Source organism: Leeuwenhoekiella aequorea, assembly GCF_004104375.1.
Classification (GTDB): Bacteria; Bacteroidota; Bacteroidia; order Flavobacteriales; family Flavobacteriaceae; genus Leeuwenhoekiella; species Leeuwenhoekiella aequorea.
Genome location: NZ_QOVM01000003.1, coordinates 478,368 through 501,718, shown reverse-complemented (window position 1 = coordinate 501,718; position 23,351 = coordinate 478,368). Strand labels below are relative to the sequence as shown.

Sequence of the window (23,351 nt, the reverse complement as noted above, 5' to 3'; positions counted from 1 at the left end):
CTGCATCTCGTGGGAGAGTAGGTCGCCGCCTTGTTTTAGAAATCCGCATCAGTAAATGATGCGGATTTTTTTTTGCTCCAAACTCAATTACTAAACATACCTCGTAAGTGATTAAATTATTTTTTATTTTATTTGATCAGTTTGTCTTTTGAACTAAGTTTGAGAAAACTAAGTTGTTCAAGATATATTAGTTTACTTATTATGTAACTGTTGTATTAGGAGATATAGTTAATTGTTTAGTTACAACTGTTTCACTTATTACTTTTCGATTATAGGTAGGATCAAATCTAGGATCTACAACGTAAGGCATACGTTCTAAGTGTGTAACTTCAATTGAAGGGAAATCAAACTCTTCAACGACTTTACCTGTGATTCTATAAATCCCTTTGCCAGTGAAGGGATATTTTTGAGCGACTAATGGAAAGTGAACTGTATCTACCCAATTGCCTGATTTATCTAAAAACGTTCCGAAGTACATTTGTTTTTTATTTGATGTACTTGTTCTTTTTACTGTGACTAAATACGCATAAATACTAATAATTTTATGCAAATGAGATTTTAAATCTTCACTTAAGTATTGTTGGTTTGGTTTTTTTTCTAAAAGAATAAAAGGATTATATAAGGAGAATGTAAGTAACTCTAACTGATCAAATGCATTTTCTAGTTGTGTTATTTCAAACTGTGGTAATTTAAATTCCTGTGTAGAAATATTAAAAATACGATGTTGATGTTCATATTTTGGTGCCGTGTTTTCTTTATAATACGCTTCCCATAATAAGGTACGTTTGTCTTTACCAAAAATTCTTAAAGCATTTATACGTATTAATATATCAAGTTGTTCTATTTGAATATTTGTACGTTCGGTAAAATCGGTTAATGATTTGTAATTACCATAAATACGCTCATTAATAATTTTAACCATCGTGATTTTCTTTAAGTTTTCTAGATGTTGAAATCCAAGATAAATAGTTTTATTATTGATTGTTGTTTCAATATTAGATCTATTTATACATGGGGCTTCTATAGTTGCTCCTTTTTTACGCGCTTCATGAATATATGTTTCAGTTGTGTAGAAGCCTCCACCATTGTTAATTGTAGCAACCATATATTCTAATGGGAAATAGCATTTTAAATAGAGGCTTTGATAACTTTCTACTGCATACGAAGCGGAATGTCCTTTTGCAAATGCATATCCTGCAAAGCTTTCTATTTGTCTCCAAACCTCATTAACAACTTCTATCTTTTCTCCATTCTGAATACAGTTGTTTATAAATTTGTTTTTTACATCTTGAAATTCCTGCCGAGATCTATACTTACCGCTCATTCCACGGCGTAGTACGTCTGCTTCACCTAAATCTAATTTTGCGTAATGATGAGCTACTTTTATGACATCTTCTTGGTAGACCATTATCCCGTAAGTATCTGGCATAATTTGTAAAAGTATAGGGTGCGCATCTTCACATCTTTTTTTATCACGATGACGAATTATATATTCTCGCATCATACCACTTTTAGCTACTCCAGGTCGTATTATTGAACTTGCAGCTACAAGTGTTAGGTAATCATTTACTCTTAATTTTTTAAGGAGCATTCGCATTGCCGGTGATTCAACATAAAAGCAGCCTACACAGTCTGCTTCAGAAATCATCTTATTAATCAAAGGATCTTGGAAAAATTGTTTTGTTTCATGAATATCAGGCAGTTTTATATGAGGTTGATTTTTTTTTATAATCTCCAAAGAGTCTTTTATTTTACCCAGACCACGCTGGCCAAGTATATCAAATTTATATAAGCCTACATCTTCTGCAATATGCATGTCAAATTGTACAGTAGGGAAATTTTTAGGCGGTAAATAAGTTGCAGAAAAGTAATGAATAGATTTTTCAGATATTAAAATTCCTGCTGCGTGGATACTTAGGTAATTTGGTTTGCCATCTAAGTATGTGCTGTATTTAAGAATTAGCTTAGCTATATCATCGAGTTTATTATCAATAAAACTTCCTTTGCTTAATTTATCAATTTCATATTTGGGTAAGCCAAAAACTTTTCCCAATTCACGTACAGCTCCACTATGTTGAAATGTAACGTATGATCCTAAGAGGGCAACTTGATTATTTTTTCCAAATTCATCAAATATAAAAGAGGTTATATCTTCTCTATCCCAAGTAGAAAAATCAATATCAAAATCTGGAGGACTGCTTCTAAACTCATTCATAAACCTCTCAAAATAAAGATCAAGCTCTATAGGATCAACGTCTGTTATACGGAGTAAGTACGCAACTATACTATTTGCTCCACTCCCTCTACCTACATAGAAATAATTTTTACTACGTGCATATTGAATAATTTTCCAATTTATGAGAAAGAAAGAAACATAATCCTGACTCTTAATTAAGGATAGTTCTTTTTGTAATCGCTCTTTAATTTGGGGAGTTATAATAGTGTAACGTTTTTTTAATCCTTCTTTACAGAGCTCATTTAGTTTTTGAAAGTCTAACTCTTCAGAAGAGAATACTTTTTTTAAATTTTGAGGTTTCCTAGATTGAGAAAAATCAAAATGTACGGTACACGCATTTAAAATTTCAATAGAGTTTTTTAAAATAGAAGGATATTCTTTAAAAGCGCTTATTAATAAATCGGGACTAAGCATTTTCTCTTCAGGATCTGCTTGTTCTTCTTTGGGTAATTTACTTAATAATTGATTTGTATCTATAGCTCTTAGCAGTCTATGGATATTATAATCTTTTTTATTACGAAAACTTACAGGTTGTAATAAAACAAGTTTTTCCTCATAATTACTGTATCGCGAAAATCTTAGCTTATTAAGATCTTTTATGCCAATTCCTATATATTCATTCTCTTCAAAATTATTCTTATCGAGTTCTAATGCTTTTTCAAAGGAATAAATTGTGATTACATTTTCGAGTACAGGTGCAACATCTGGAAACGCAGTTTTGTCGTGCAAAAATTTAGATAGAAAATCATTTATTGCTAAAAAACCACTATTGTTTTTAGCGATCATAATATAACATTGCTGGATTCCATTTCTAAAATCAACTCCTATAACTGGCTTGATATTTTTATCTCTTGCTTTACTTATAAATTTTAAACAGGCAGATGTATTATTGATGTCTGTAAGAGCTATAGAACTTTGCTTATTTGCAATAGCTAAATCAAGTAATTCTTCTTCGGAAAGTGTCCCATAACGTAAGCTGAAATATGTGTGACAATTGAGAAACATTTAAAGAAGTATAAAATTGAATATTATTGATGTCTATGTGCTAATACAATAGGAGGTTGCCCGTTAAAAGGATTTCCTTGACCACCTATTGTTCGGGATCCTTCTCCCATTGTAGCAGCTCTCATAATGCTGCGATCGCCATATTTTATACGTATTGCATCCATAGCTTTATATAAATTAACAGTGCGATGAGTATTCTCAAACAAATCTATTTGATAATGTCCTTCTGTAAGACCGCTAAATCTCACACCCACGAGTCTTATAAGAAGTCTTCGAGAGTATAGTTTGTCAAATAATTCTAGTACTTGGGGAATTAAATTATGGTCTGCAGCGGTGTAAGGTATTTTTAGTTGTTTAGAATACGTTTGGAAATCAGAATATCTAACCTTTACTGTTATACAAGAAGTTAGTTTATTTCCACTACGCAATTGAAAAGCAAGATTCTCAGCCATCGCATGAATAGTTGTTTTTAATTTTGTGATATCTGTTGTGTCTCTTCCGTAGGTACGTTCACTAGAAATAGATTTACGCTCGTGATATTGTATTATAGGCGTGCGATCTATTCCATTTGCACGTTCCCAGATAATCCTTCCATTTTTACCAAATACAGAAATCATCATCTCGACGGGCATTTGCTGAACTAATCCAATATTTTTTACCCCCAGATTACAAAATGTGCGGAAGGTTTTTTCACCCACCATAGGTATTTTCTTAATTGATAATGGTTGTAAAAAGATTTTTTCAAAGCCAGCGTCTACTTTAAGCTGACTATCTGGTTTAGCTTCATTTGTAGCAACTTTTGAAACTGTCTTATTTATAGATAGACCAAAAGAGATTGGTAACCCCGATTCTTTAATGACTTTGTATCGAAGTTCTTTGGCAAATTTATAACAGCCAAAAAAACGATCCATTCCTGTAAGATCTGCATAAAATTCATCTACACTAGCTTTCTCAAGAATAGGAACTTGTTCTTGTAAAATATCTGTCACTTGTTTTGAGTACTTTGTATAAATACCTGCATTACCTCTTATATAAAATGCCTGGGGACAAAGTTGCTTTGCCATTTTTATAGGCATGCCAGAATGAACACCAAACTTTCTTGATTCATAACTGGCAGCACTTACTACACCACGATCACCTGTACCTCCTACAATTACAGGCTTACCTATTAGCTTAGAGTTGATTAGCCGCTCACAAGAGACGAAAAATGTATCTAAATCCAGATGAAGAATGTTTCTATTCATAATAATTGGAATTATTACAAAATTATGGAAATATTCCTAATTCTAAAATACGGTTTAGTTTTACTATTCAATATTTAGAGCTTATTGAAGATTTAAATTTTATAATCTACTGATCTATAGCAGTATTTTGAACTTCTAGTTGTTGGTAAGTTTGTTGAATTAAATCTTTAGAATATTTACGCTCTAAACGTCTCAATGTAAAATGAGCAGTGGCAATTTTCTGAAAATGTGTAATAAAGAGTATGTTAATAGAAGCTCCCGCTGCAGCTCCTATAACCGGTATTGCTTGTGCGGCAAACTTTTCAGTTACCTGTACACTAAATCGAGCAGCTACTTGATTTATTAATTTTGCGATGGGCGCAGCAGTTTGCGAAGCTAAAGACTCAATAATTTTTTTAGTGCCATTTTCTGCTATATATGCACTTGTTTGATTCATTGTAGTATGAAGTGCCGCTCGTGTAGCATAATAACTTGTATCTAATTCGTCATCTTGATCAGAATTTCCTCCTAAAGCAAAAACCTGTAAGCAAGAAAGCTGTGTATTAATATCATGAATATCTTCACCTTGGCTGCGTGCTATATCCATTATAGAACGCATCATAAATTTAGTAGATAGTAGTAAATCTGCAGTAAAGCCTGCAACTCCAAAAAAACCTCCGGTTGCACCAGACAGGCCGGTGACCACTTTATAAGTAATATTTGACGATGGAGTAAATTGTTTCTCTTTATCCAGTGTTTTCAAATTAGCTTTTACAGATAATTGCAAGGCTTTTTGAATTGTACTGCTAATTTTTCCTTGATATTTTTCTGGGAGTAATTCTAATCCGCTATCTATAGGTGTACCAATACTATTTAGAGCTCGCATTAAAAATGAGACTTCATCAAGATTTTTTTTAGATTTCTTGATGAGGGCTAGATCTTCTAATGAGATTTTATCTGATTGAACTAAATGTGTCATTGGTAATTTTAATTAATCTCGAATTAATACAAATTTAAAAATCTTTAAACGGGAATAGCTTTTCTATAGATCTACTTGTAACGTTTAATTCATTTATTTGTTTTTTCAGGATTGAATTTCTATAAATTATGATTTATAGTCAATTTAAATCGTTGAAAAATAGATGGATATTCTTTCTGAAGAATTTAAATATGCACCAAAAAGAAATTTGTCTTTATAAGAAAAGGTTATAAAAACAAAAAACCCCGAAACGAAAGTTTCAGGGTTTTTTTGTGGTACCTCCAGGAATCGAACCAGGGACACACGGATTTTCAGTCCGTTGCTCTACCAACTGAGCTAAGGTACCTCGCCTAAGCGGCTGCAAATATAAAATCAATTTTTAGATTGCACAACATAAATTGAGAAAAATTATTGAATATTTTTTCAAGCTTTTGCTAAATACGTGAGCACGAGGCATTGAGTATTTGTATTATTGCAAAAAAAAAATCAAATGATAAATCTGGTAATAGATTTAGGGAATACACGGCTCAAATTTGGGGTCTATGAGAAAAATATACTAAGAAGCAATTGGGCAGGTGATATTGAATTAGCAAAAGATAAGCTAGAAGACTATCTCAAAGAATATCCTATAAATCATATTACAATTTGTGCTACAGGCAATTCAAAAGATTTTGTCACGTTTATAGAAAAAAAAGGTCTTTCATATGAACTAATAACATCAGATACCCCGATGCCTTTTACCAATGGTTATAAAACACCGCAGACATTAGGAATAGATAGAATGGTTCTTGTTGCAGGTAGTCAATTTTTATTCCCTAAAGAAAATGTTTTAGTCATTGATGCTGGTACTTGTATAACTTATGATTTTAAAGATTGTAAAGAGGTCTATCAAGGAGGTTCAATATCACCCGGCTTACAAATGCGATACAAGGCTATGCATGAATTTACCGCAAAATTGCCTCATTTAAAAGCTATTGAAACTGAAGCTGCTGTTATAGGAAAAGATACAGAAGGAGCTATGCATTCTGGGGTTATTAATGGTATTACTCAAGAAATTGATGGTCTTATAGACTGGTATAAATCTGAATTTGAAGATTTAAAGATTATTTTAACAGGAGGAGACGGGCAATTTTTGTCTGGTAGGTTAAAAAATGGCATCTTTGCCAACTCAAATTTTCTTCTGGAAGGACTGAATTATATAACAGTATTTAATAAAAGTTAATGATAAAAAGATTTTTAGTAGTTGTTTTGGTTTTTATATCGGCTTCTGCAATTGCTCAGGAAGGTAACTCTTCACCTTATTCATTTTATGGTTTAGGTATTTCAAGCTTTAAGGGTTCGATCGAAAATCAAGCAATGGGTGGGTTGAGTATTTTAGGTGACAGTACGCATATCAATTTTAGAAATGCTGCAGGATATGGATCTTTAAAACTAACTAACTTCACAATCGCGGCAAGTCACAATGAGATTGATTTATCTGCAGATGGTAGAGAAGGGCATAATACTTCAACAACTATAGATTATTTAGCTCTTGCATTTCCTGTGTCAAAAAAAGTAGGTGTGGGTTTTGGTTTAATACCAGAAACATCTGTGGATTATGAAATTTTAAATGCTGGAGAAACAAGCTTAACTCAGTATTCAGGTAGAGGAGGGGTAAATCGAGCATTTTTAGCTGCAGGTGTTGAGTTGTTCAAAGGGTTTAGAATAGGAGCAGAGGGAAGTTATAATTTCGGAAATATTAGAAATGAGATTATACAAGTTGATTCAGATCAACAATACAGTGTGAGAGAAATTGACAGATCTGATATAAAAGGACTTACCTATAATTTTGGAGCTCAGTTTGAAAAGTCTTTTGCTAAAAAATATAAATTATACTCTTCAGTAAGTTTTCAGCCAGAAAGAAGTTTAACATTAGAAAATGACAGGTCTTTACAATCTGTGGTTTATTCACAAACAGATAATGCGGTTGTTAGTGTTATAGATTCCCAAGACTTTAGTCTAGAAGATACAGAGACAATTGTACCTAATATGTATTCGTTTGGATTAGGCTTAGGAGAGGTAAATAAATGGTTTGCAGGTGGGCAAGTAGAATATCTTGAAAGTAGTAAAATGACTAACCGAGCTTTTGTAACACCAGATGCTACCTACGATGATTCTTTTAAATATCGTCTTGGAGGATATTTTGTTCCAGATTATAATTCTATAACAAGCTATTGGAGTAGAGTAACTTATAGGTTAGGGGCTCGATTTGAAGAAACAGGTTTAATGATACAAAATGAATCAATTGATGAGTTTGGCATATCTTTTGGTCTTGGTTTACCGTTAGGACGTGGATTTAGTAATGCCAACATAACTTTTGAATATGGACAGCGTGGTACAACCAATGCAGGTCTTGTAAAAGAAGATATTTTCAAAGTTGGTCTTAGTTTATCTTTAAACCCACTTAGACCGTGGTTTGTTCCTAACAAATACAACTAAAATTCTTAATATTGCTTTAAAACCATTTAATGATGAAAACTAAATTAACATTACTTTTTATAGCTCTTGTAGGAGCAGTAAATTTCGTTAGCGCACAAGCTACCGAAGAATGTGTTACCACAATGTCTATATTTTCTGAGCACGCTAAAGTAAAAAATTACGATGCAGCTTATGAACCATTTATGAAATTACGTAAAGAATGTCCTACTACATCTTTTGCTCTTTATCAATATGGTGAGCGTATCTTAAAACATAAGATCGATAATTCTACTGGAGCTGAACAAGTGGCTTTTCTTGAAGATTTGAAAAAAATGTACCAAGAAAAGAAAACTCATTTTGCGGCTAAAACTAATGAAGGTGAAGATATCGCAGATGTTGCAACTATTATGTATGACAGCAAAATAGGAACTGCATCAGAGCAATACGCGCAGTTTAATAAAGCTTGGGATACAGATAGAGCAACATTTACAAATGCAAAAGGTTTATATGAGTATTTTGTGGTTGCCGTAGAATTACAAGAAGCTGGCGAAATTGAACTTCAAGAAGTTTTTGATATGTACGATAAAGTACAAGAAAAAATTACTGAAGAGCAAGATGGTTATGCTAAGCGTATGGAAACTATCTTAGAAAAGAAAGAAGCTGGTACAGATTTAACTGCTCAAGAAAAGAGATTAGAGCAAGTAGCGGAGGTTAACTTAGACAACTACTCTAAAGTTTCTGCTGGTATTAATCAAAAATTAGGGGTTTTAGCAGATTGTGATCGTTTAGTTCCTTTTTATGAGTCTGCTTGGGAAGCTAAGAAAAGTGATGTTGCTTGGGTAAAAGGTGCTGCAGGTCGTTTAGTTTCTAAAGAATGTACAGATAGTCCTTTATTTGTAAAACTAGTTGAGCAATTAAACACATTAGAACCATCTGCAGAAACCTCTTATTACTTAGGTCGTCTTGCTGAACAACGTGGTGAAAATGCAAATGCTTTAAAATATTACGAAGAGTCTGCAAATCGTCAAACAGATCCTGCTAAAAAAGCAAAGGTTTTCTATCAATTAGCTGAAAACTTTAGAAAAAAAGGAAGTTTAAGCAATGCACGTAGCTATTACCAAAAAGCAGTAGCTGCAAAACCATCAATGGGTATTGTGTACTTAAAAATAGCAGATATGTATGCAAGTAGTGCAAACAGCTGTGGAGATAGTGTATTCAACAAACGTGCGGTATACTGGTTAGCTGCAGATATGGCTTCTCGTGCAGGGCGAATAGATCCTTCATTATCTGGAGTAGCAGATAAAACTGCTGCAGCTTACAGAGGTTTAGCTCCAGATCGTACAATGATATTTAATGCAGGTAACGCTGGACAACGTATAAGCTTTAATTGCTGGATAGGTGGTAGTGTTACGGTACCTAATTTGTAAGTGAGTAAATCACATAAACATATAATTTTAAACTTAGTCACAGCAGTAGCTGTGACTTTGTTTTTTAGCTGTGGTAACAGTTCAGAAGATCTGCAGAAATTTACACAGCGCACAGATGGGCCTTCGGCAGAAGGAGAGGGTGTACTTTTAAAATATACAGATTCTGGTAAAGTGGTGGCGACTTTAAAAACACCATTGCTCATTGATTATGGGTTGTTGAATTTTCCGTATCAAGAATTTCCTAATGGAGTCGAAGTTACTTTTATAGATGATGAAGAAAAGGAAAACTACATAACTGCAGATTATGCAATTAGATATACACGCACAAGTCTTATCGATATGCGTAAAAATGTAGTTTTAATAACAAGTGATTCTACACGATTAGACGCATCTCAATTATTCTGGGATCAAAAAAATAAGTGGGTCTTCACAGATAAACCTTATACTATCAAATTTCCTGATAATTCTTTTAATGGAGGAGATTTATTTGATAGCAGTGAGGACTTCAAAAATTTTATATCTTTAGATAACCAAAGCCGAATGTACGTTAAAGAAAAGCCGAATTCAGCACAAAACGATAGCATACAATAATGTCCAAATACTTTAAATACTTCGAATACGCTTACTTAATATTTGCTGCACTTTTTTTATTTGAAGCATATAGAATCTGGTCTGTAGAGCCAAGTAAGGCTTATGTTTTTTTATTTTTTGTAGTTATCGCTGTGGGAATGTACTTTTTTAAACGTCGTTTTAGGAAAAAGTATGAACAGCGTAATCAGAAATAATCTATGGAAACAGATATTCTGATAATCATAGCTTCCTTAATACTTTCCGCATTTTTTTCAGGTATGGAGATCGCCTATGTATCTTCAAACAAGATTCATATAGAAATTGAAAAAAAACAAAATGACCTTATAGCAAAGGTTCTGACAAAGCTTACCGAAAAACCTTCAAAATTCATAGCTACTATGCTGGTGGGTAATAATCTGGCTTTAGTAATTTATGCCTATTTTATGGGTGATTTACTTCAGACCTGGTTAGAAGGTGCAGATTTTGGATATATCTGGTTAACTAATTTTTTTATAGAATTTAGCTTGCTTACACAAACTGTGATTTCTACACTTCTTGTGTTGTTTACTGCGGAATTTTTACCCAAAGTGTTTTTTCAGATTTATGCAAATTCGCTACTTAAGATTTTTGCGGTACCTGCTTATCTTTTTTATGTTGTTTTTAGTTTTCTTTCCTCGTTTATAATATGGATTTCCGATTTATTACTTAAGAAATTTTTTAAGACGGAAGGAGATGAAGTTCAATTGGCCTTCACTAAAGTTGAATTAGGAAATTATATAAATGAGCAAATAGACTCGTTTGAAACTAATGAGGAATTAGATTCAGAAATTCAGATATTTCAAAATGCATTAGAATTTTCAGAAGTAAAATCCCGAGAAGTGATGATCCCACGTACCGAGATTGTAGCTGTTGAAAAAAATCAATCCCCATCAGATTTAAATAAGCAATTTACAGAAACCGGCCTCTCAAAAATTTTAGTGTATCAAGATTCTATAGATGACATTATTGGGTATGTGCACTCTTTTGAACTTTTTAAAAAGCCTGCTACAATTACAGATGTTTTAATGCCGGTAATATTTGTTCCAGAAACTATGCTTGTAAAAGATGTTTTAAGCATCTTGATAAAAAAGCGTAAAAGTATGGCAGTCGTAATTGATGAATATGGAGGTACCAGTGGTATGATGACGGTAGAAGATATTGTTGAAGAACTTTTTGGGGAGATAGAAGATGAGCATGATAGTGTTGTTCTTATTGAAGAAAAGTTAGAAGAAGACACCTATAAATTTTCGGCACGACTAGAAGTTGATTATTTAAATGAAACTTATAAGCTCGAACTACCCGAAGACGAAAATTATGAAACATTGGGAGGTCTTATTGTAAATCATACAGAAGGTATCCCCGAAGAAGGCGATATCGTTGATATTGACGGATATCAATTTCATATTTTACAGACTTCAACTACTAAAATTGAGCTGGTAAAAGTTCGGGTTGTGGAAAACGATTAATACCTAACGTACTAAGCAGTTTTATTTTACATATTACATTTTATTTTTTCATTTAAAATGGTATTTTCGCCCACTATTTGACAAAAACATAAACAATGGCAGTTTTAAACAAGATTAGACAACGCTCGGTATTTTTAATTGCAATTATAGCTTTAGCTTTATTTGCATTTGTACTGGCAGACGTACTAAAAAATGGTGGTTTTTCTACAGAAAAGTCACAGCGTATCCTAGGTTCTGTAAATGATGAGGATATTGAGCAGCAAGAGTTTGCTGGATTGGTAGATAGCCAGACTGCACGATATGGCGCAGGTATCACAACTACTCAGGCTGTAAATGCTGCTTGGGAACAAGAAGTGCGTCGTATTTTATTAGATGAGCAATATGATGATTTAGGAATCACTGTAGAGCAGGATCGTATAAATGATCTTTTAAAAGAAGCTTTGCAGAACGATCCAAACTTCCAGAATGACGGTGTTTTTAGTGAGCAAAAGTTACGCGAGTATGTAGCGACTCTTAAATCTACAAACCCTATGATGTATGCACAATGGGTAGATTATGAAAAGCAGTTAGCTAATAACGAGCAACAGCAAATCTATTTTAGTCTTGTTAAAGCTGGTATAAATACAAGCTTTAAAGAAGGTCAAATGGCGTATGAGTTAGAAAATAATCTTAGAGATTTAGAATACGTTCAAATTCCTTATGCATCCATTTCAGATGATAAAGTGAGTGTTTCTAAAGAAGATATTTCTAACTACATTGAAAAGCATAAAGCAGATTTTAAATCTGAAGCAAGTAGAAACTTACGTTATGTTATGTTTTCTGAATCTGCATCTGCAACAGATGAAGATGCTTTAAAAGGAAGTGTTGCTTCTTTACTTAATAAACGAGTAGAGTATACAGCAGCGACTAAAACTAATGATACAGTAAGCGGACTTGCAGCGACTACAAACCATGAAGAGTTTGTAAATGAATACTCAGACATACGATTTACAGATTCTTATTTATTTAAGAATGAATTACCTGTAGCTATTGCCGATTCACTTTTTGGACTTGATGAGGGAGCTATTTTTGGTCCTTATAAAGATAACGGTTACTATAAAATTTCAAAAGTTATAGGTGTAAGTCAAATTCCAGATTCAGTTAAAGCTTCTCATATTTTGCTTACCTATGAAGGTCTTGCAAATGCTGCAAGCCAAACCAGATCAAAAACTGAGGCAAAGAAATTAGCAGACAGTTTAGCTTCAGTTATTAAAGGAAGTGCTTCTAAACTTGCTGAATTAGCTCCAGAATTTTCAGCTGATGGTAGCAAAGAAAAAGGAGGAGATCTTGGCTACGCAACTAAAGGTAGATATGTAAAGCCTTTTAATGATTTCATATTTAACGGTAGTACAGGCGAAGTGGGAGTTGTTGAGTCTCAATACGGTTACCACGTTATTAGAATTGATGATCAAAAAAATAAGCAACGTGCTATAAAATTAGCTACTGTTGCTAAAGAGATTGAGCCTTCTCAAGAAACAATTAATGAAGTTTTTAATGCGACTACCAAGTTTCAAATGGCAGTTTCAGAAGATAAAAATTCATTTGAGAAAGTGGCAAAATCTGAAAACTATACAGTAAGACCTGTAAATAGTATTAAAGCTTTAGACGAGACTTTGCCAGGTCAAGGAAGTCAGCGTGAAATTATACGTTGGGCATTTAACGAAGACACTAAGACTGGAGATGTGCAGCGTTTTAATGTAGATGGTGGATATTTAGTAGTACAACTTACTTCAAAAACTGAAAAAGGTTTAATGCCGGTAGATCAGGCATCACCACGTGTAACGCCAATTATACGTAACGAGAAAAAAGCAGAATTAATTAAAAAGCAAATCTCCGGAAAAGATTTAAATGCTATTGCTTCTGCAAATAACGTAAGTGTTCAAACTGCAAATGGTGTAAATCTTAAAAACCCAACATTAGCAGGTGCAGGGACAGAACCTAAAGTAATGGGAGTTGCTTTTGGTTTAGATAAAGGTGCTGTTTCAAACCCTATCGCGGGTGATAAAGGTGTATATGTGGTAAAAGTGATTAATGTTACTCCAGCACGTAAACTTGATAACTATGCAAGTTTTGCAATGCAGAAAAATAATGCAGATCGCGCAAATGTTAACGTAGTTTTACTACAAGCACTTAAAGATGCTGCAGATATTGAAGATAGACGTTCTGATTTTTATTAATCAGCATTCTTTATTAAAACAACAAAAGCCGCTAATAGCGGCTTTTGTTGTTTTAAATCTATATTCTTCTAGTAAATCATTTCTGCAAAAGGGATGATCGTTGTATATCCTTTATTTGTAAAATAATCAAGATCATTAGTATTTGCCGCAGTAACCATTATGAAGTCTCCTCCCCAACCTCCAAGACTTTTTATACTACCGGAATAATCAGAAAATAATTCCTGTTTGATTGTGCTTCGGTTTAATATGGAAGCTACAATACGCTCGTGGGCATCTAGGAGTGCTTTAAAGCTCATGATATCTTCACACGTAAGCAATGTTTCACTTATCCCAGAAACCTTCTCAATCGCGTTCTGTATATGTTCTGTGGGTTGCTCTCGATAATTAGCAATAGCATCTCGACTATTTTGCTTTTTATTGAGATGAACGAAGTATAGTTGATTTTTAAAAACCGGATCAAACTGAGTTTGTAAGATACGCGGTTTCTGATTTTTTAATTGATATAATATAGGTGTGTGATTACTTGCACACGCAATATCATATCCACTTCCTCCAAAGGTTATTTCTAAAAGAGCATACGCATCTACATCGGCCCATTTTGCCAAATTATAAATTAATGTAGATGAAGATCCAAGTCCCCAGTTGCTTTCAAATTCTAGAGTTGTCGTTACCTTAAGGGGGTCTTCTTGTTCTAGGAAATACGGGTTTAATTGCTGTGCTGCATTAATTAATTGAATCAATCTGTCCTTAGGATCTTTAGGTTGCTTAGGTAGCTCTTTTTTTAAATCATTGTAAGAAAGATGTGTCGAAAACCAGTTGGCACCATCCGATTTTAAACTCAGCCAAGAAATTCCTGACTTTTCAGATTTTTCAACTACCAGACTTTGTCCTTTTTGAGTAGGTATAGCCAAAGCTAAAGCACCGTCAAGAACCAGATATTCTCCGGTAATAAGAAGTTTGCCATGACCATAAAAACGTTGGTTCATATTAGTTTTTGATTTTTTGTGGCTGAGCTGTCATTGTTTTTTGAAGCTCATAAATAGCTTCTACAGCATTTGTAGATGCGGTATTCATCATAATCACAACTGCAATATTTTTAAGTGGTAGTATTACAGTGTGACAGTAGTAGGTTCCTGCACTACCATCGTGAAAACTCATTTTATTTTTTTCTTTAATAACATTTCCCCAACCGTATGCATACGGACTTTGCCCAAAATGCAACCAATTATAATCATCTGCATTTAAGTAATTCGTTTTGCCTAGAAGCCCATTAAGGTGCAATTGTATAAATGTACTATAGTCTTTAATATTCATCGAAATATCACCGGCACTTACCATATAATCTGGTAGTTTATACTCGTGATCTGGCGATAAAGCTTCTAAAGCCCCTTTTTGATCCCAGTGTCCCCAAGGGAAGGTTAAATTTTCTTTATTCGGAAAACCTATAGTATAATCTAAATCTAGCGCGTTCATAGTTTGAGCTACTAGTTCGCGGTAAGTTTTTCCCGATGCGCGCTCTAACATTAAAGCAGCTAAGACGTAACCTGCGTTTGAGTAGGTGCCTTTTTTCACCGGTTTTTCAGCTAAAACACTTTTTGAAAATGCATACCCATTTTCACTTATTGTACCTTTTAAATTATTAAATTTTGAAAGTTCTATTCCAGTTGTGTAGGGACGTATTTGTGCACTATGAGATAATAAATCACCTAATGTTATGTCGTGATATGTATTTCTACTATCGGAAATTAATTCAGGAAAAAGTCTAAAAAATTTTGTGCCCCAGTTTATCTCTTCTACTTCTGTAAGACGCATTGCAATAAAAGAAGTGATTGCCTTTGTATTTGAGCCTAAATGAAATTTAGCATTTTGCGGTATAGGTTCTTTTTTATTGAATCTTGATTTACCGTTTACATAGCTAAATATCGAATCTGGTGTAATCAAACTCACAGCAATTGCAGGGATTTGATGTTCTTGCTGAAGTTGTCTTATTTTGTTTTTAAATTTTTCTGAAATTTGTTGTGCATTGCACCAAGAGCCAAATAACAATGAAATACTAAGAAATAGTAGCGCTCTCATATCGTTTAATTTTGACGCAAATTCTTAATAAATGAATCTACTGCACTATGGGTAACCTTATTAGATTTAAAGAAGTGTATAGCTTTACTTTTTTCTGTATCTGTAGCGTCTAATTGATTTAGCATATTCATTAAATGCATTTTCATATGCCCTTTTTGAATACCGGTTGTAGTAAGCGATTTTAAAGCTCCGAAGTTTTGAGCAAGACCAGCGACCGCTATAATTTCCATGAGTTGTGGTGCACTAGGATTGCCTAGTATTTCGAGATTAAGTTTTACAAGTGGATGTAATTTAGTCAATCCACCTACTGTTCCCAATGCAAGAGGTATTTCAATCCAAAATCTAAATATTCCGTTCTCAATAGTTGCGTGTGTGAGACTAGAGTAACTCCCGTTTCTGGCAGCATAAGCGTGAGCGCCTGCTTCTACAGCTCTAAAATCGTTGCCGGTAGCGAGAACTACCGCATCAATGCCATTCATAATCCCCTTGTTGTGGGTCACCGCTCGATAGGGTTCGACTTCAGCTATACGTACAGCTTGTACAAATTTTGTGGCAAAAACTTCAGGATCAATACCATCTGCTTCTGTAAGTTCGCTTACGGCACAACAAACTTCAGCTCTTACTACACATTGCGGAACATAGTTAGATAGGATGCTCATAATTACCACCATTTCTGCATTATTTTCGGAAAATACAGGGTAATTATTATATTCTCGTTGCCAGCTCTCAGCAAGTTGCTCCAAACAAGAATTTATGAAATTTGCTCCCATAGCATCGAGCGTTTCAAAAGTTACATGTAGCTGAAAGTAGTTTGCTAGTTGGTCATTTTTATTAATAAGTTCGATACTTGTGATCCCACCACCTCGTTTTTCCATCGAAGCGGTAAGGGTTTTGAGGTCGTTAAGCAAAATAGATTTAGTTAACTCAAAAAATGATGAAAGTTTTTGAGCGTCACCAGTGTAGGTAAAATGAACCTGACCTATTTTTTGAGTGCCTAAAATTTCAGCCTTAAAGCCACCACGGGACATCCAAAATTTTGCAGCTTTACTTGCCGCAGCAACTACAGAACTTTCTTCTATAGTCATAGGTATGGCAAACGTCTTGTTATTAATCACAAAATTGGGAGCGATGCCTAATGGTAAGTAATAATTCGTAACGGTATTCTCTATAAACTCATCGTGCAATTGCTGCAACTTCGCATCTGAATTCCAGTATTGTTTAAGTATAGAAGTAGCATTTTGAGAATCTGATAAAAAATTTGATGTAAGCCAGTCTATTTTTTCTTCTTTATTTAATCTGGAAAACCCTTGAATTGTTTGAGGCATAATTATTCAAAATATTGAAAAGTAAAGATACTATTTTGGTACATGTTAGCCAGCTCTTTAAAGAGCCTTCTATTGCGTTATAGGGTAATTCTAATTTATGGTTTGTTTTAAAGTATGAGTTTATTATAATGATACTAGCGTATTTAGCTAAAAGACTGCGTATTTAACAACGATAAGCAGTGTTTTTTGATTAATTTTTAGTAAAATTGGCGGTTCATTTTTAAGTTAAATTTCACAATGATTATAAAAAAAGTACTGGTTTTATTTCTGCTCATTGCTACTGCAGTAACAAATGCCCAACAAAAAAATATTAGTGTTGAAGAGATTTATAACGGCACATTTAGGATGCAATATCTTGATAGATTGCACCCTATGCAAAATGGAAAAGAATATGCGGTATTAAATACAAACCGTGAATCTGGCGTAAAAACACTTGATGTTTACAGTTATGAAACAGGTGAAAAAGTAAGCACCTTGATTAACTCAAGTGAAATTGAAGGTCTCGATTATTTCATAGGATATACTTTGAGTAAAGATGAACGTAAAGTTTTATTGAGTACAAATTTACGTTCTATCTATCGTCGTTCTAGTTTAGGCGTTTACTATGTGTATGATTTAGATACAAAAAAACTTATTCAAGTTTCAGAAAAATCTATTCAAGAACCCACCTTTTCACCAGACGCTTCTAAAGTAGCATATGGATTAAATAATAATTTATATATAAAAGATTTAGCTTCTGGTGCAACCACGCAACTTACTAATGATGGAGAAACTAATAAAATTATTAATGGTATTACAGACTGGGTTTATGAAGAAGAATTTTCTTTTGTAAGAGCGTTTGACTGGAATGCTGATGGAACTAAAATTGCCTTCATACGATTTGATGAAACTAATGTTCCAGAATTTAGTATGGATGTATTTGGGAGTGAATTATACCCTTCAAAAGATACTTTTAAATACCCAAAAGCTGGTGAGAATAATGCATCGGTAGGTCTTCATATTTATGATCTGGCAACTGCCGAAACTAAAGCTGTAGATTTAAGCGGTTTTCAAAATTATTACATTCCTAGACTAGAGTGGACGCCAGACGCTAATGTTTTGGCAGTACAAACTACAAGTCGTAAGCAGAACGATATAAATTTAATTTTTGTAGATGGTGCTTCTGGTAAAGCAAAACTAATATTATCAGATAAGGATGATGCTTATGTAGATGTAACCGATAACTTGACTTTTTTAGATAATAACGAGTTTTTATGGACCAGCGAAAAAGACGGTTGGAATCATATTTATCACTATGATAAAACGGGTAAATTAAAAAATCAAGTAACTAAAGGGGATTGGGAAGTAACAAGCTACTACGGCTATGATGCAAAAAACAAGCGTGTTTTTTATCAAAGCACCGAGAATGGCTCAATTAACCGCGGGGTTTATTCAGTTAAAATAGATGGTAAAAGTAAAAAGGAACTTTCAGTAAAGGAGGGAACGAATTCAGCAGATTTTAGTACAGATTTCACCTATTACATAAATAGTTTTTCTGACGCATCAACTCCATATGTATTTACATTGCATAGTGCAAAAGACGGAAAGTTAATACGTAAGATTAAGGACAATCAAGAGCTTAAAGATCAATTTTCTAATTATGTAATTTCAGAAAAGGAATTCTTTACACTTCCTGTTAATGGTGAAGAACTTAATGCATACATGATCAAGCCAAAGAATTTTGATGCATCTAAAAAATATCCTGTTTTTATGACCCAATACTCTGGTCCTGGTTCTCAAAGCGTGGCTAATAGTTGGGATGGTGGTAATGGATATTGGTTTCAAATGCTAGCTCAAGAGGGCTATATCATAGTTTGTGTAGATCCTCGGGGCACTGGTCTTAAGGGTAGAGATTTCAAAAAAATGACTCAAAAAGAATTGGGTAAATATGAAGTAGAAGATCAAATAGCTGCAGCACAAGCTTTAGGAGCTCGTGACTATGTAGATGCAGATCGTATAGGTATTTGGGGTTGGAGTTATGGAGGCTTTATGGCGTCTAATTGTATTTTTCAAGGTGCAGATACATTTAAAATGGCAATTGCAGTTGCTCCTGTTACAAGTTGGAGATTTTATGACTCCATATATACTGAGCGTTATATGACCACACCTCAGGAAAATGCAAGTGGCTACGATATGAATTCACCATTATCTCACGTAGATAAATTAAAAGGTAAATTCTTGCTTGTACACGGTAGTGCAGATGATAATGTACACGTACAAAATACAATGCGATTAATAGAAGCATTAGTACAAGCTAACAAGCAATTTGATTGGGCTATTTATCCAGATAAGAACCACGGTATTTATGGTGGTAATACCCGATTACACTTGTACACTAAGATGACAAACTTCATTAAAGAAAATTTATAAAATAACCTAATGGCACAATCAGCACAGTTTACCAAACAGAAAGAATTGTTTGGACATCCGGTAGGACTATACATTCTATTTTTCACAGAGATGTGGGAGCGTTTTTCCTATTATGGGATGCGTGCACTTCTAGTACTTTATATGACTGCTTCCACTATTCAGGGAACAGATGCTAGAGGAACTGGTTTAGGATGGACCGATCAAGAGGCATTAGCATTATATGGCTGGTACACTATGTTAGTTTACATAGCTTCTATACCCGGTGGAATGATAGCAGATAAACTAATAGGTCAGAAAAAGGCTGTTCTTTTAGGAGCTGTAATTTTATGTATAGGACACGGAGTTTTAGTACTTACGGATGTCTGGGCGTTTTACACCGGGCTGGGTCTGGTAATCGCAGGAGTAGGATTATTAAAACCTAATATCTCTACCATGGTAGGTGGACTTTACAAAGAGGGAGACATTAGAAGAGATAAAGGATTTAGTATTTTTTATATAGGGATTAATACCGGTTCGTTAATTGCAACTTTAGTAATAGGTTTTGTAGTTGCAGAATATGGCTGGCACGCAGGATTTGGTCTTGCGGGTATTGCAATGGTTCTAGGATTAATTGTGTATTTATATGGTCAAAAGTATCTAAAAAATGTAGGTAGCTTGTTGAAAGCTGAAAATAAAGACGATGAGATTTCCTACGGAAAACTTTATGGGGAATTATTTAGATCACCTATGCAACTTGCGGTTACAGGTATTTTAATAATACTTTCTATTGTAGGATGGTATTTTATGGACTGGGGATTTGGTCTGTTATTTTTATTTATAACAGCGATAGCCGCTTTAATGATGATGATCTATAAAGATCTTCCATCACGTATTTTTAAAGATCGCTTTATGGTTTTATTGCTTTCTTTCATTATGACAATTATATTCTGGGGAGCTTTTGAGCAAGCCGGAGGTCTAATGAATCTTTACACAGATTCTAAAACAGACCGAATGTTATTTGGATGGGAAGTGCCAACTGTAATGTTCCAGAGTTTAAATGCAGGATTTATTATAATTTTTGCAACGATAGTGGCGAATTTCTGGGCAAAGCGCAAACTTAAAGGAAAAGAGGCGAGTTCAATTCTAAAGATGGCTATGGGTATAATTATAATGGGCTTTGGCTTCTTATTTATGGTATTTGCTGTGATGGAGTTTGAGAAGTCTGGTACCTCAAGTATGCTGTGGTTAGTATTTGCTTATCTATTTCATACTATAGGTGAGCTATGTATTTCGCCGGTAACACTGTCATTTATTACAAAGCTTGCTCCCGTAAAATATGCATCACTTTTAATGGGTGTTTATTTTGCTGCAACTGGCCTGGGGAATAAAGTTGCAGGTCTTATTGGAGAGTCGGCAAGTGAATTTGGTGAGTATTCGGTTTTCTTAGGAATTTTAATTTTCACAAGTGCAATTGGTATTGTCTTTATTTTGGCTTTAAAACCACTAAAAAGATTAACTCATGGAGCAGAAGATAATGAGCGTGAAATTCTAGAGCAAGAAGATTACGAACTAGCAGATCCTAAGATTAATAATTAATGATATAGATTAAGATGGCTACATCTTCTACAGATCAATTTTTCAAAAATCCGGTGTTGGGACATCCCGCCGGATTATTTGTTTTATTTTTTACTGAAATGTGGGAGCGCTTTTCCTATTACGGAATGCGTGCACTTTTAGTATTATTTCTCACCTCTTCTCTCTTTGATGAGGGCTGGGCTTGGCCCAGAGAGCACGCGCTGGCTCTTTACGGTACGTATACCTCATTAGTCTATCTTACACCAATTTTAGGAGGTTACATAGCAGATAAGATTATTGGCTATAGAAAAGCAGTAGTTATTGGTGCTTTACTAATGACTTTAGGTCACGCTGCAATGGCGGTAGATACTAGTTTTGCATTATATCTAGGTTTATTTTTTCTAGTGGTTGGGAATGGTTTTTTCAAGCCAACTATGACTTCTATTATTTCTCAAATGTATGAGAATCATCCTCATAAAAAAGATGGTGCTTATACCATTTATTATATGGGAGTAAATGCAGGTGCATTTCTGGGTATACTTCTCTGTGGATATACTGGAGAGCAATGGGGATGGCATTGGGGCTTTGGTCTCGCCGGTGTTTTTATGTTTGCGGGTATGCTTCAGTTTTATTTTGCACAAAATATATTTGGTGATGTAGGTAAAAAACCTTTAAAAAATGCAGAAAGCGATTTAAGTGATGATCCCACAATAAAATTAAATCCGTTTTTAACAATAGATAAAGTCTTTATTGCCATTAGTGCATTGATAGGATTAGTTTGGATTATTAATGACCCTATGTCTAAGATTGGCGGATCAGATTTATTTGATTTTGAAGTAGGTCCTCTTTCCGGTAGTAACTTTATGATCTTATTTGCACTTATTGTATTTATCGTTTTACTTGTATCTAGGATTATAAGATATGCTCCCGTGGTAAGAGATCGTATGATTGCAGTATCAATTTTTGCTTTCTTTACTGTATTCTTTTGGGCAGCCTTTGAGCAGGCGGGAGGATCGATGACTATTTTTGCAAATGATTATACAGACCGTGTTTTAGAAGGTAGTGCGGGAACTATATTTAGAATTGCAAATACACTTATTACAATTATTCCGCTGTGCGTAATAACCTGGGTTTTATGGATGCTCTTCAAACAAACATTTGGAAAATATAAGTTAGCAAATCTTATTCTTGGAGGTAGTTTTGTTATTATTTGGGCTTTAGTAATCACTATGCTTTATGAGCAATATACAGCCGAAGCTCCAGAGGTACCTGCCTCTTGGTTTAGTGTTTTAAATTCCTTATTTATTATCATATTTGCTCCATTGTTTTCAAAATTATGGGAGAGTAAATACAATCCTAGTGTAGCGGTTAAATATGGTATAGGTCTTATTTTACTTGGAGCAGGTTTTGCTGCTCTGGCATATGGTGCCAGTGATATACCTCAAGGCGCTAAGGTGGCTGCTGTAAGTATAATCTGGTTAGTTCTCGCTTATTTCTTTCATACAATGGGAGAACTTTGCCTGTCACCCGTAGGATTATCTTATGTAAGTAAATTGGTCCCGGGAAGAATGATTGCCATGATGTATGGAGTATGGTATCTGGCCATTGCGATAGGCAATAAATTAGCGGGAAGTAGCGGTGGTATGATCGACCAAATCACTGCAGAATACTCGTTATCTACTTTTTTCCTATTGTTCTTTTTTATACCTGGGGGAGCAGGTATTCTTATAATACTCTTACACCCATTATTGAAAAAATTAATGCACGGAATTCATTAGAGTGGCCTATTTTTTGAATTCCTTACTTAAAATAACAAGCATGCAAAAGTTACTTTTAGTCCTTTTCCTATTTTTCTTAGGATCAACAACTTTGTTAAGTCAAGAAACTATAAAATGGATGTCCTTTAATGAAGCTTTAAAAGCTCAAAAGAAAGAACCTCGTAAAATTTTTATGGATGTTTATACAGATTGGTGCGGACCGTGTAAGCTGCTGGATAAAAATACTTTTCAGAATAAAGATGTTGCAGCATATGTAAACGCAAATTATTACGCTGTGAAATTTAATGCTGAAGGAACAGAATCTATAAAGTATAAGGATTTCACGTATACAAATCCAGATTTTGACCCAAAGAGAGAAGGACGCAATTCTCAGCATTTATTCGCACACGCACTCAAAATCAATGCATATCCCAGTGTTGTTTTTTTTGATGAAAAAGGCAATTTGATTCAACCCTTACCGGGTTATAAAACTCCGCAGCAATTGGAAATATTTTTGAAAATGATTAAGACAGATGCTTATAAAAATATTACTACAGCGGAAGCTTGGCAGAAGTATCAGTCAGAATTTAAAAGTACTTTCAAAGGTTAATA

At 34.1% G+C, this 23,351-nt stretch carries 17 protein-coding genes and 1 tRNA gene; 11 read left to right on the top strand and 7 right to left on the bottom strand.

All coding sequences use genetic code 11. The annotated features are described in order from the left end of the window. Positions 1-199: 199 nt before the first annotated feature. The 4 genes from DSM00_RS09690 to DSM00_RS09675 all read right to left on the bottom strand — a co-directional run bounded on the left by DSM00_RS09690 (position 200) and on the right by DSM00_RS09675 (position 5,789). A complete protein-coding gene (locus DSM00_RS09690; RefSeq protein ID WP_128757806.1) occupies positions 200-3,241 on the bottom strand; it encodes a DNA polymerase III subunit alpha in 3,042 nt (1,013 codons plus the stop codon). 23 nt (positions 3,242-3,264) lie between these two features. Continuing rightward, the gene (dinB, locus tag DSM00_RS09685) at positions 3,265-4,485 is read right to left on the bottom strand and encodes a DNA polymerase IV (protein WP_128757805.1); all 1,221 of its coding nucleotides are present in this window, start codon (positions 4,483-4,485) and stop codon (positions 3,265-3,267) included. Positions 4,486-4,591: 106 nt separating this feature from the next. Beyond that, positions 4,592-5,443: an EcsC family protein gene (locus DSM00_RS09680; RefSeq protein ID WP_128757804.1), complete on the bottom strand. Its 852-nt coding sequence runs from the start codon at positions 5,441-5,443 to the stop codon at positions 4,592-4,594. Between the two features lie 273 nt (positions 5,444-5,716). Then, positions 5,717-5,789 (bottom strand) — tRNA-Phe (locus DSM00_RS09675). Between the two features lie 144 nt (positions 5,790-5,933). On the opposite strand from DSM00_RS09675, the gene DSM00_RS09670 reads away from it, so the two are divergent. The 7 genes from DSM00_RS09670 (at position 5,934) to DSM00_RS09640 (ending at position 13,618) form a co-directional block, all read left to right on the top strand. Continuing rightward, entirely contained in the window at positions 5,934-6,665 is a 732-nt protein-coding gene (locus DSM00_RS09670) for a type III pantothenate kinase (protein WP_241652384.1), read from the top strand. Beyond that, positions 6,665-7,921, top strand: coding sequence for a hypothetical protein (locus tag DSM00_RS09665; RefSeq protein ID WP_128757803.1), 1,257 nt, complete (start codon positions 6,665-6,667; stop codon positions 7,919-7,921). The genes DSM00_RS09670 and DSM00_RS09665 overlap by 1 nt, the downstream gene beginning before the upstream one ends. Before the next feature lie 32 nt (positions 7,922-7,953). Beyond that, positions 7,954-9,327, top strand: a complete 1,374-nt coding sequence (locus DSM00_RS09660) for a tetratricopeptide repeat protein (RefSeq protein ID WP_128757802.1) — start codon at positions 7,954-7,956, stop codon at positions 9,325-9,327. Next, positions 9,328-9,918 (top strand): LPS export ABC transporter periplasmic protein LptC, encoded by a 591-nt coding sequence (gene lptC / locus DSM00_RS09655; RefSeq protein ID WP_128757801.1) that lies wholly within the window; start codon positions 9,328-9,330, stop codon positions 9,916-9,918. Next, positions 9,918-10,112 carry a hypothetical protein gene (locus tag DSM00_RS09650; protein WP_128757800.1) on the top strand — a complete coding sequence of 65 codons (195 nt, stop codon included), beginning with the start codon at positions 9,918-9,920 and terminating at the stop codon, positions 10,110-10,112. Before lptC ends, DSM00_RS09650 begins: the two co-directional genes overlap by 1 nt. Positions 10,113-10,115: 3 nt before the next feature. Continuing rightward, positions 10,116-11,402: a hemolysin family protein gene (locus DSM00_RS09645; protein WP_128757799.1), complete on the top strand. Its 1,287-nt coding sequence runs from the start codon at positions 10,116-10,118 to the stop codon at positions 11,400-11,402. Positions 11,403-11,497: 95 nt separating this feature from the next. After that, positions 11,498-13,618 (top strand): peptidylprolyl isomerase, encoded by a 2,121-nt coding sequence (locus DSM00_RS09640; protein ID WP_128757798.1) that lies wholly within the window; start codon positions 11,498-11,500, stop codon positions 13,616-13,618. Positions 13,619-13,686: 68 nt separating this feature from the next. Here the strand turns inward: DSM00_RS09640 and DSM00_RS09635 are convergent, their stop codons facing one another. Genes DSM00_RS09635 through DSM00_RS09625 form a run of 3 tightly spaced genes read right to left on the bottom strand, consistent with a single transcriptional unit; the run spans position 13,687 to position 17,019 of the window. Beyond that, positions 13,687-14,604: a GYDIA family GHMP kinase gene (locus DSM00_RS09635; protein WP_128757797.1), complete on the bottom strand. Its 918-nt coding sequence runs from the start codon at positions 14,602-14,604 to the stop codon at positions 13,687-13,689. A 1-nt stretch (position 14,605) separates the two neighbouring features. Beyond that, positions 14,606-15,694: a serine hydrolase domain-containing protein gene (locus DSM00_RS09630; RefSeq protein WP_128757796.1), complete on the bottom strand. Its 1,089-nt coding sequence runs from the start codon at positions 15,692-15,694 to the stop codon at positions 14,606-14,608. 5 nt (positions 15,695-15,699) lie between these two features. After that, entirely contained in the window at positions 15,700-17,019 is a 1,320-nt protein-coding gene (locus DSM00_RS09625; RefSeq protein ID WP_128757795.1) for a hydroxymethylglutaryl-CoA reductase, degradative, read from the bottom strand. Between the two features lie 237 nt (positions 17,020-17,256). Between DSM00_RS09625 and DSM00_RS09620 the strand changes: the two genes are divergently transcribed. The 4 genes from DSM00_RS09620 to DSM00_RS09605 are packed head-to-tail and all read left to right on the top strand — an operon-like array spanning position 17,257 to position 23,349. Continuing rightward, positions 17,257-19,428 carry a S9 family peptidase gene (locus tag DSM00_RS09620; protein WP_128757794.1) on the top strand — a complete coding sequence of 724 codons (2,172 nt, stop codon included), beginning with the start codon at positions 17,257-17,259 and terminating at the stop codon, positions 19,426-19,428. Positions 19,429-19,437: 9 nt separating this feature from the next. Then, positions 19,438-21,003, top strand: a complete 1,566-nt coding sequence (locus tag DSM00_RS09615) for a peptide MFS transporter (RefSeq protein WP_128757793.1) — start codon at positions 19,438-19,440, stop codon at positions 21,001-21,003. 14 nt (positions 21,004-21,017) lie between these two features. Continuing rightward, positions 21,018-22,760, top strand: coding sequence for a peptide MFS transporter (locus DSM00_RS09610; RefSeq protein WP_128757792.1), 1,743 nt, complete (start codon positions 21,018-21,020; stop codon positions 22,758-22,760). A gap of 40 nt (positions 22,761-22,800) precedes the next feature. Next, entirely contained in the window at positions 22,801-23,349 is a 549-nt protein-coding gene (locus DSM00_RS09605) for a thioredoxin family protein (RefSeq protein WP_128757791.1), read from the top strand. Positions 23,350-23,351: the final 2 nt, after the last annotated feature.

Coding starts and splice junctions, on each gene's coding strand:
- DSM00_RS09690 (WP_128757806.1), bottom strand. CDS start 3,241: ATGTTTCTCAATTGTCACACATATTTCAGCTTACGTTATGGGACACTT.
- dinB (WP_128757805.1), bottom strand. CDS start 4,485: ATGAATAGAAACATTCTTCATCTGGATTTAGATACATTTTTCGTCTCT.
- DSM00_RS09680 (WP_128757804.1), bottom strand. CDS start 5,443: ATGACACATTTAGTTCAATCAGATAAAATCTCATTAGAAGATCTAGCC.
- DSM00_RS09670 (WP_241652384.1), top strand. CDS start 5,934: ATGATAAATCTGGTAATAGATTTAGGGAATACACGGCTCAAATTTGGG.
- DSM00_RS09665 (WP_128757803.1), top strand. CDS start 6,665: ATGATAAAAAGATTTTTAGTAGTTGTTTTGGTTTTTATATCGGCTTCT.
- DSM00_RS09660 (WP_128757802.1), top strand. CDS start 7,954: ATGAAAACTAAATTAACATTACTTTTTATAGCTCTTGTAGGAGCAGTA.
- DSM00_RS09650 (WP_128757800.1), top strand. CDS start 9,918: ATGTCCAAATACTTTAAATACTTCGAATACGCTTACTTAATATTTGCT.
- DSM00_RS09645 (WP_128757799.1), top strand. CDS start 10,116: ATGGAAACAGATATTCTGATAATCATAGCTTCCTTAATACTTTCCGCA.
- DSM00_RS09640 (WP_128757798.1), top strand. CDS start 11,498: ATGGCAGTTTTAAACAAGATTAGACAACGCTCGGTATTTTTAATTGCA.
- DSM00_RS09635 (WP_128757797.1), bottom strand. CDS start 14,604: ATGAACCAACGTTTTTATGGTCATGGCAAACTTCTTATTACCGGAGAA.
- DSM00_RS09630 (WP_128757796.1), bottom strand. CDS start 15,694: ATGAGAGCGCTACTATTTCTTAGTATTTCATTGTTATTTGGCTCTTGG.
- DSM00_RS09625 (WP_128757795.1), bottom strand. CDS start 17,019: ATGCCTCAAACAATTCAAGGGTTTTCCAGATTAAATAAAGAAGAAAAA.
- DSM00_RS09620 (WP_128757794.1), top strand. CDS start 17,257: ATGATTATAAAAAAAGTACTGGTTTTATTTCTGCTCATTGCTACTGCA.
- DSM00_RS09615 (WP_128757793.1), top strand. CDS start 19,438: ATGGCACAATCAGCACAGTTTACCAAACAGAAAGAATTGTTTGGACAT.
- DSM00_RS09610 (WP_128757792.1), top strand. CDS start 21,018: ATGGCTACATCTTCTACAGATCAATTTTTCAAAAATCCGGTGTTGGGA.
- DSM00_RS09605 (WP_128757791.1), top strand. CDS start 22,801: ATGCAAAAGTTACTTTTAGTCCTTTTCCTATTTTTCTTAGGATCAACA.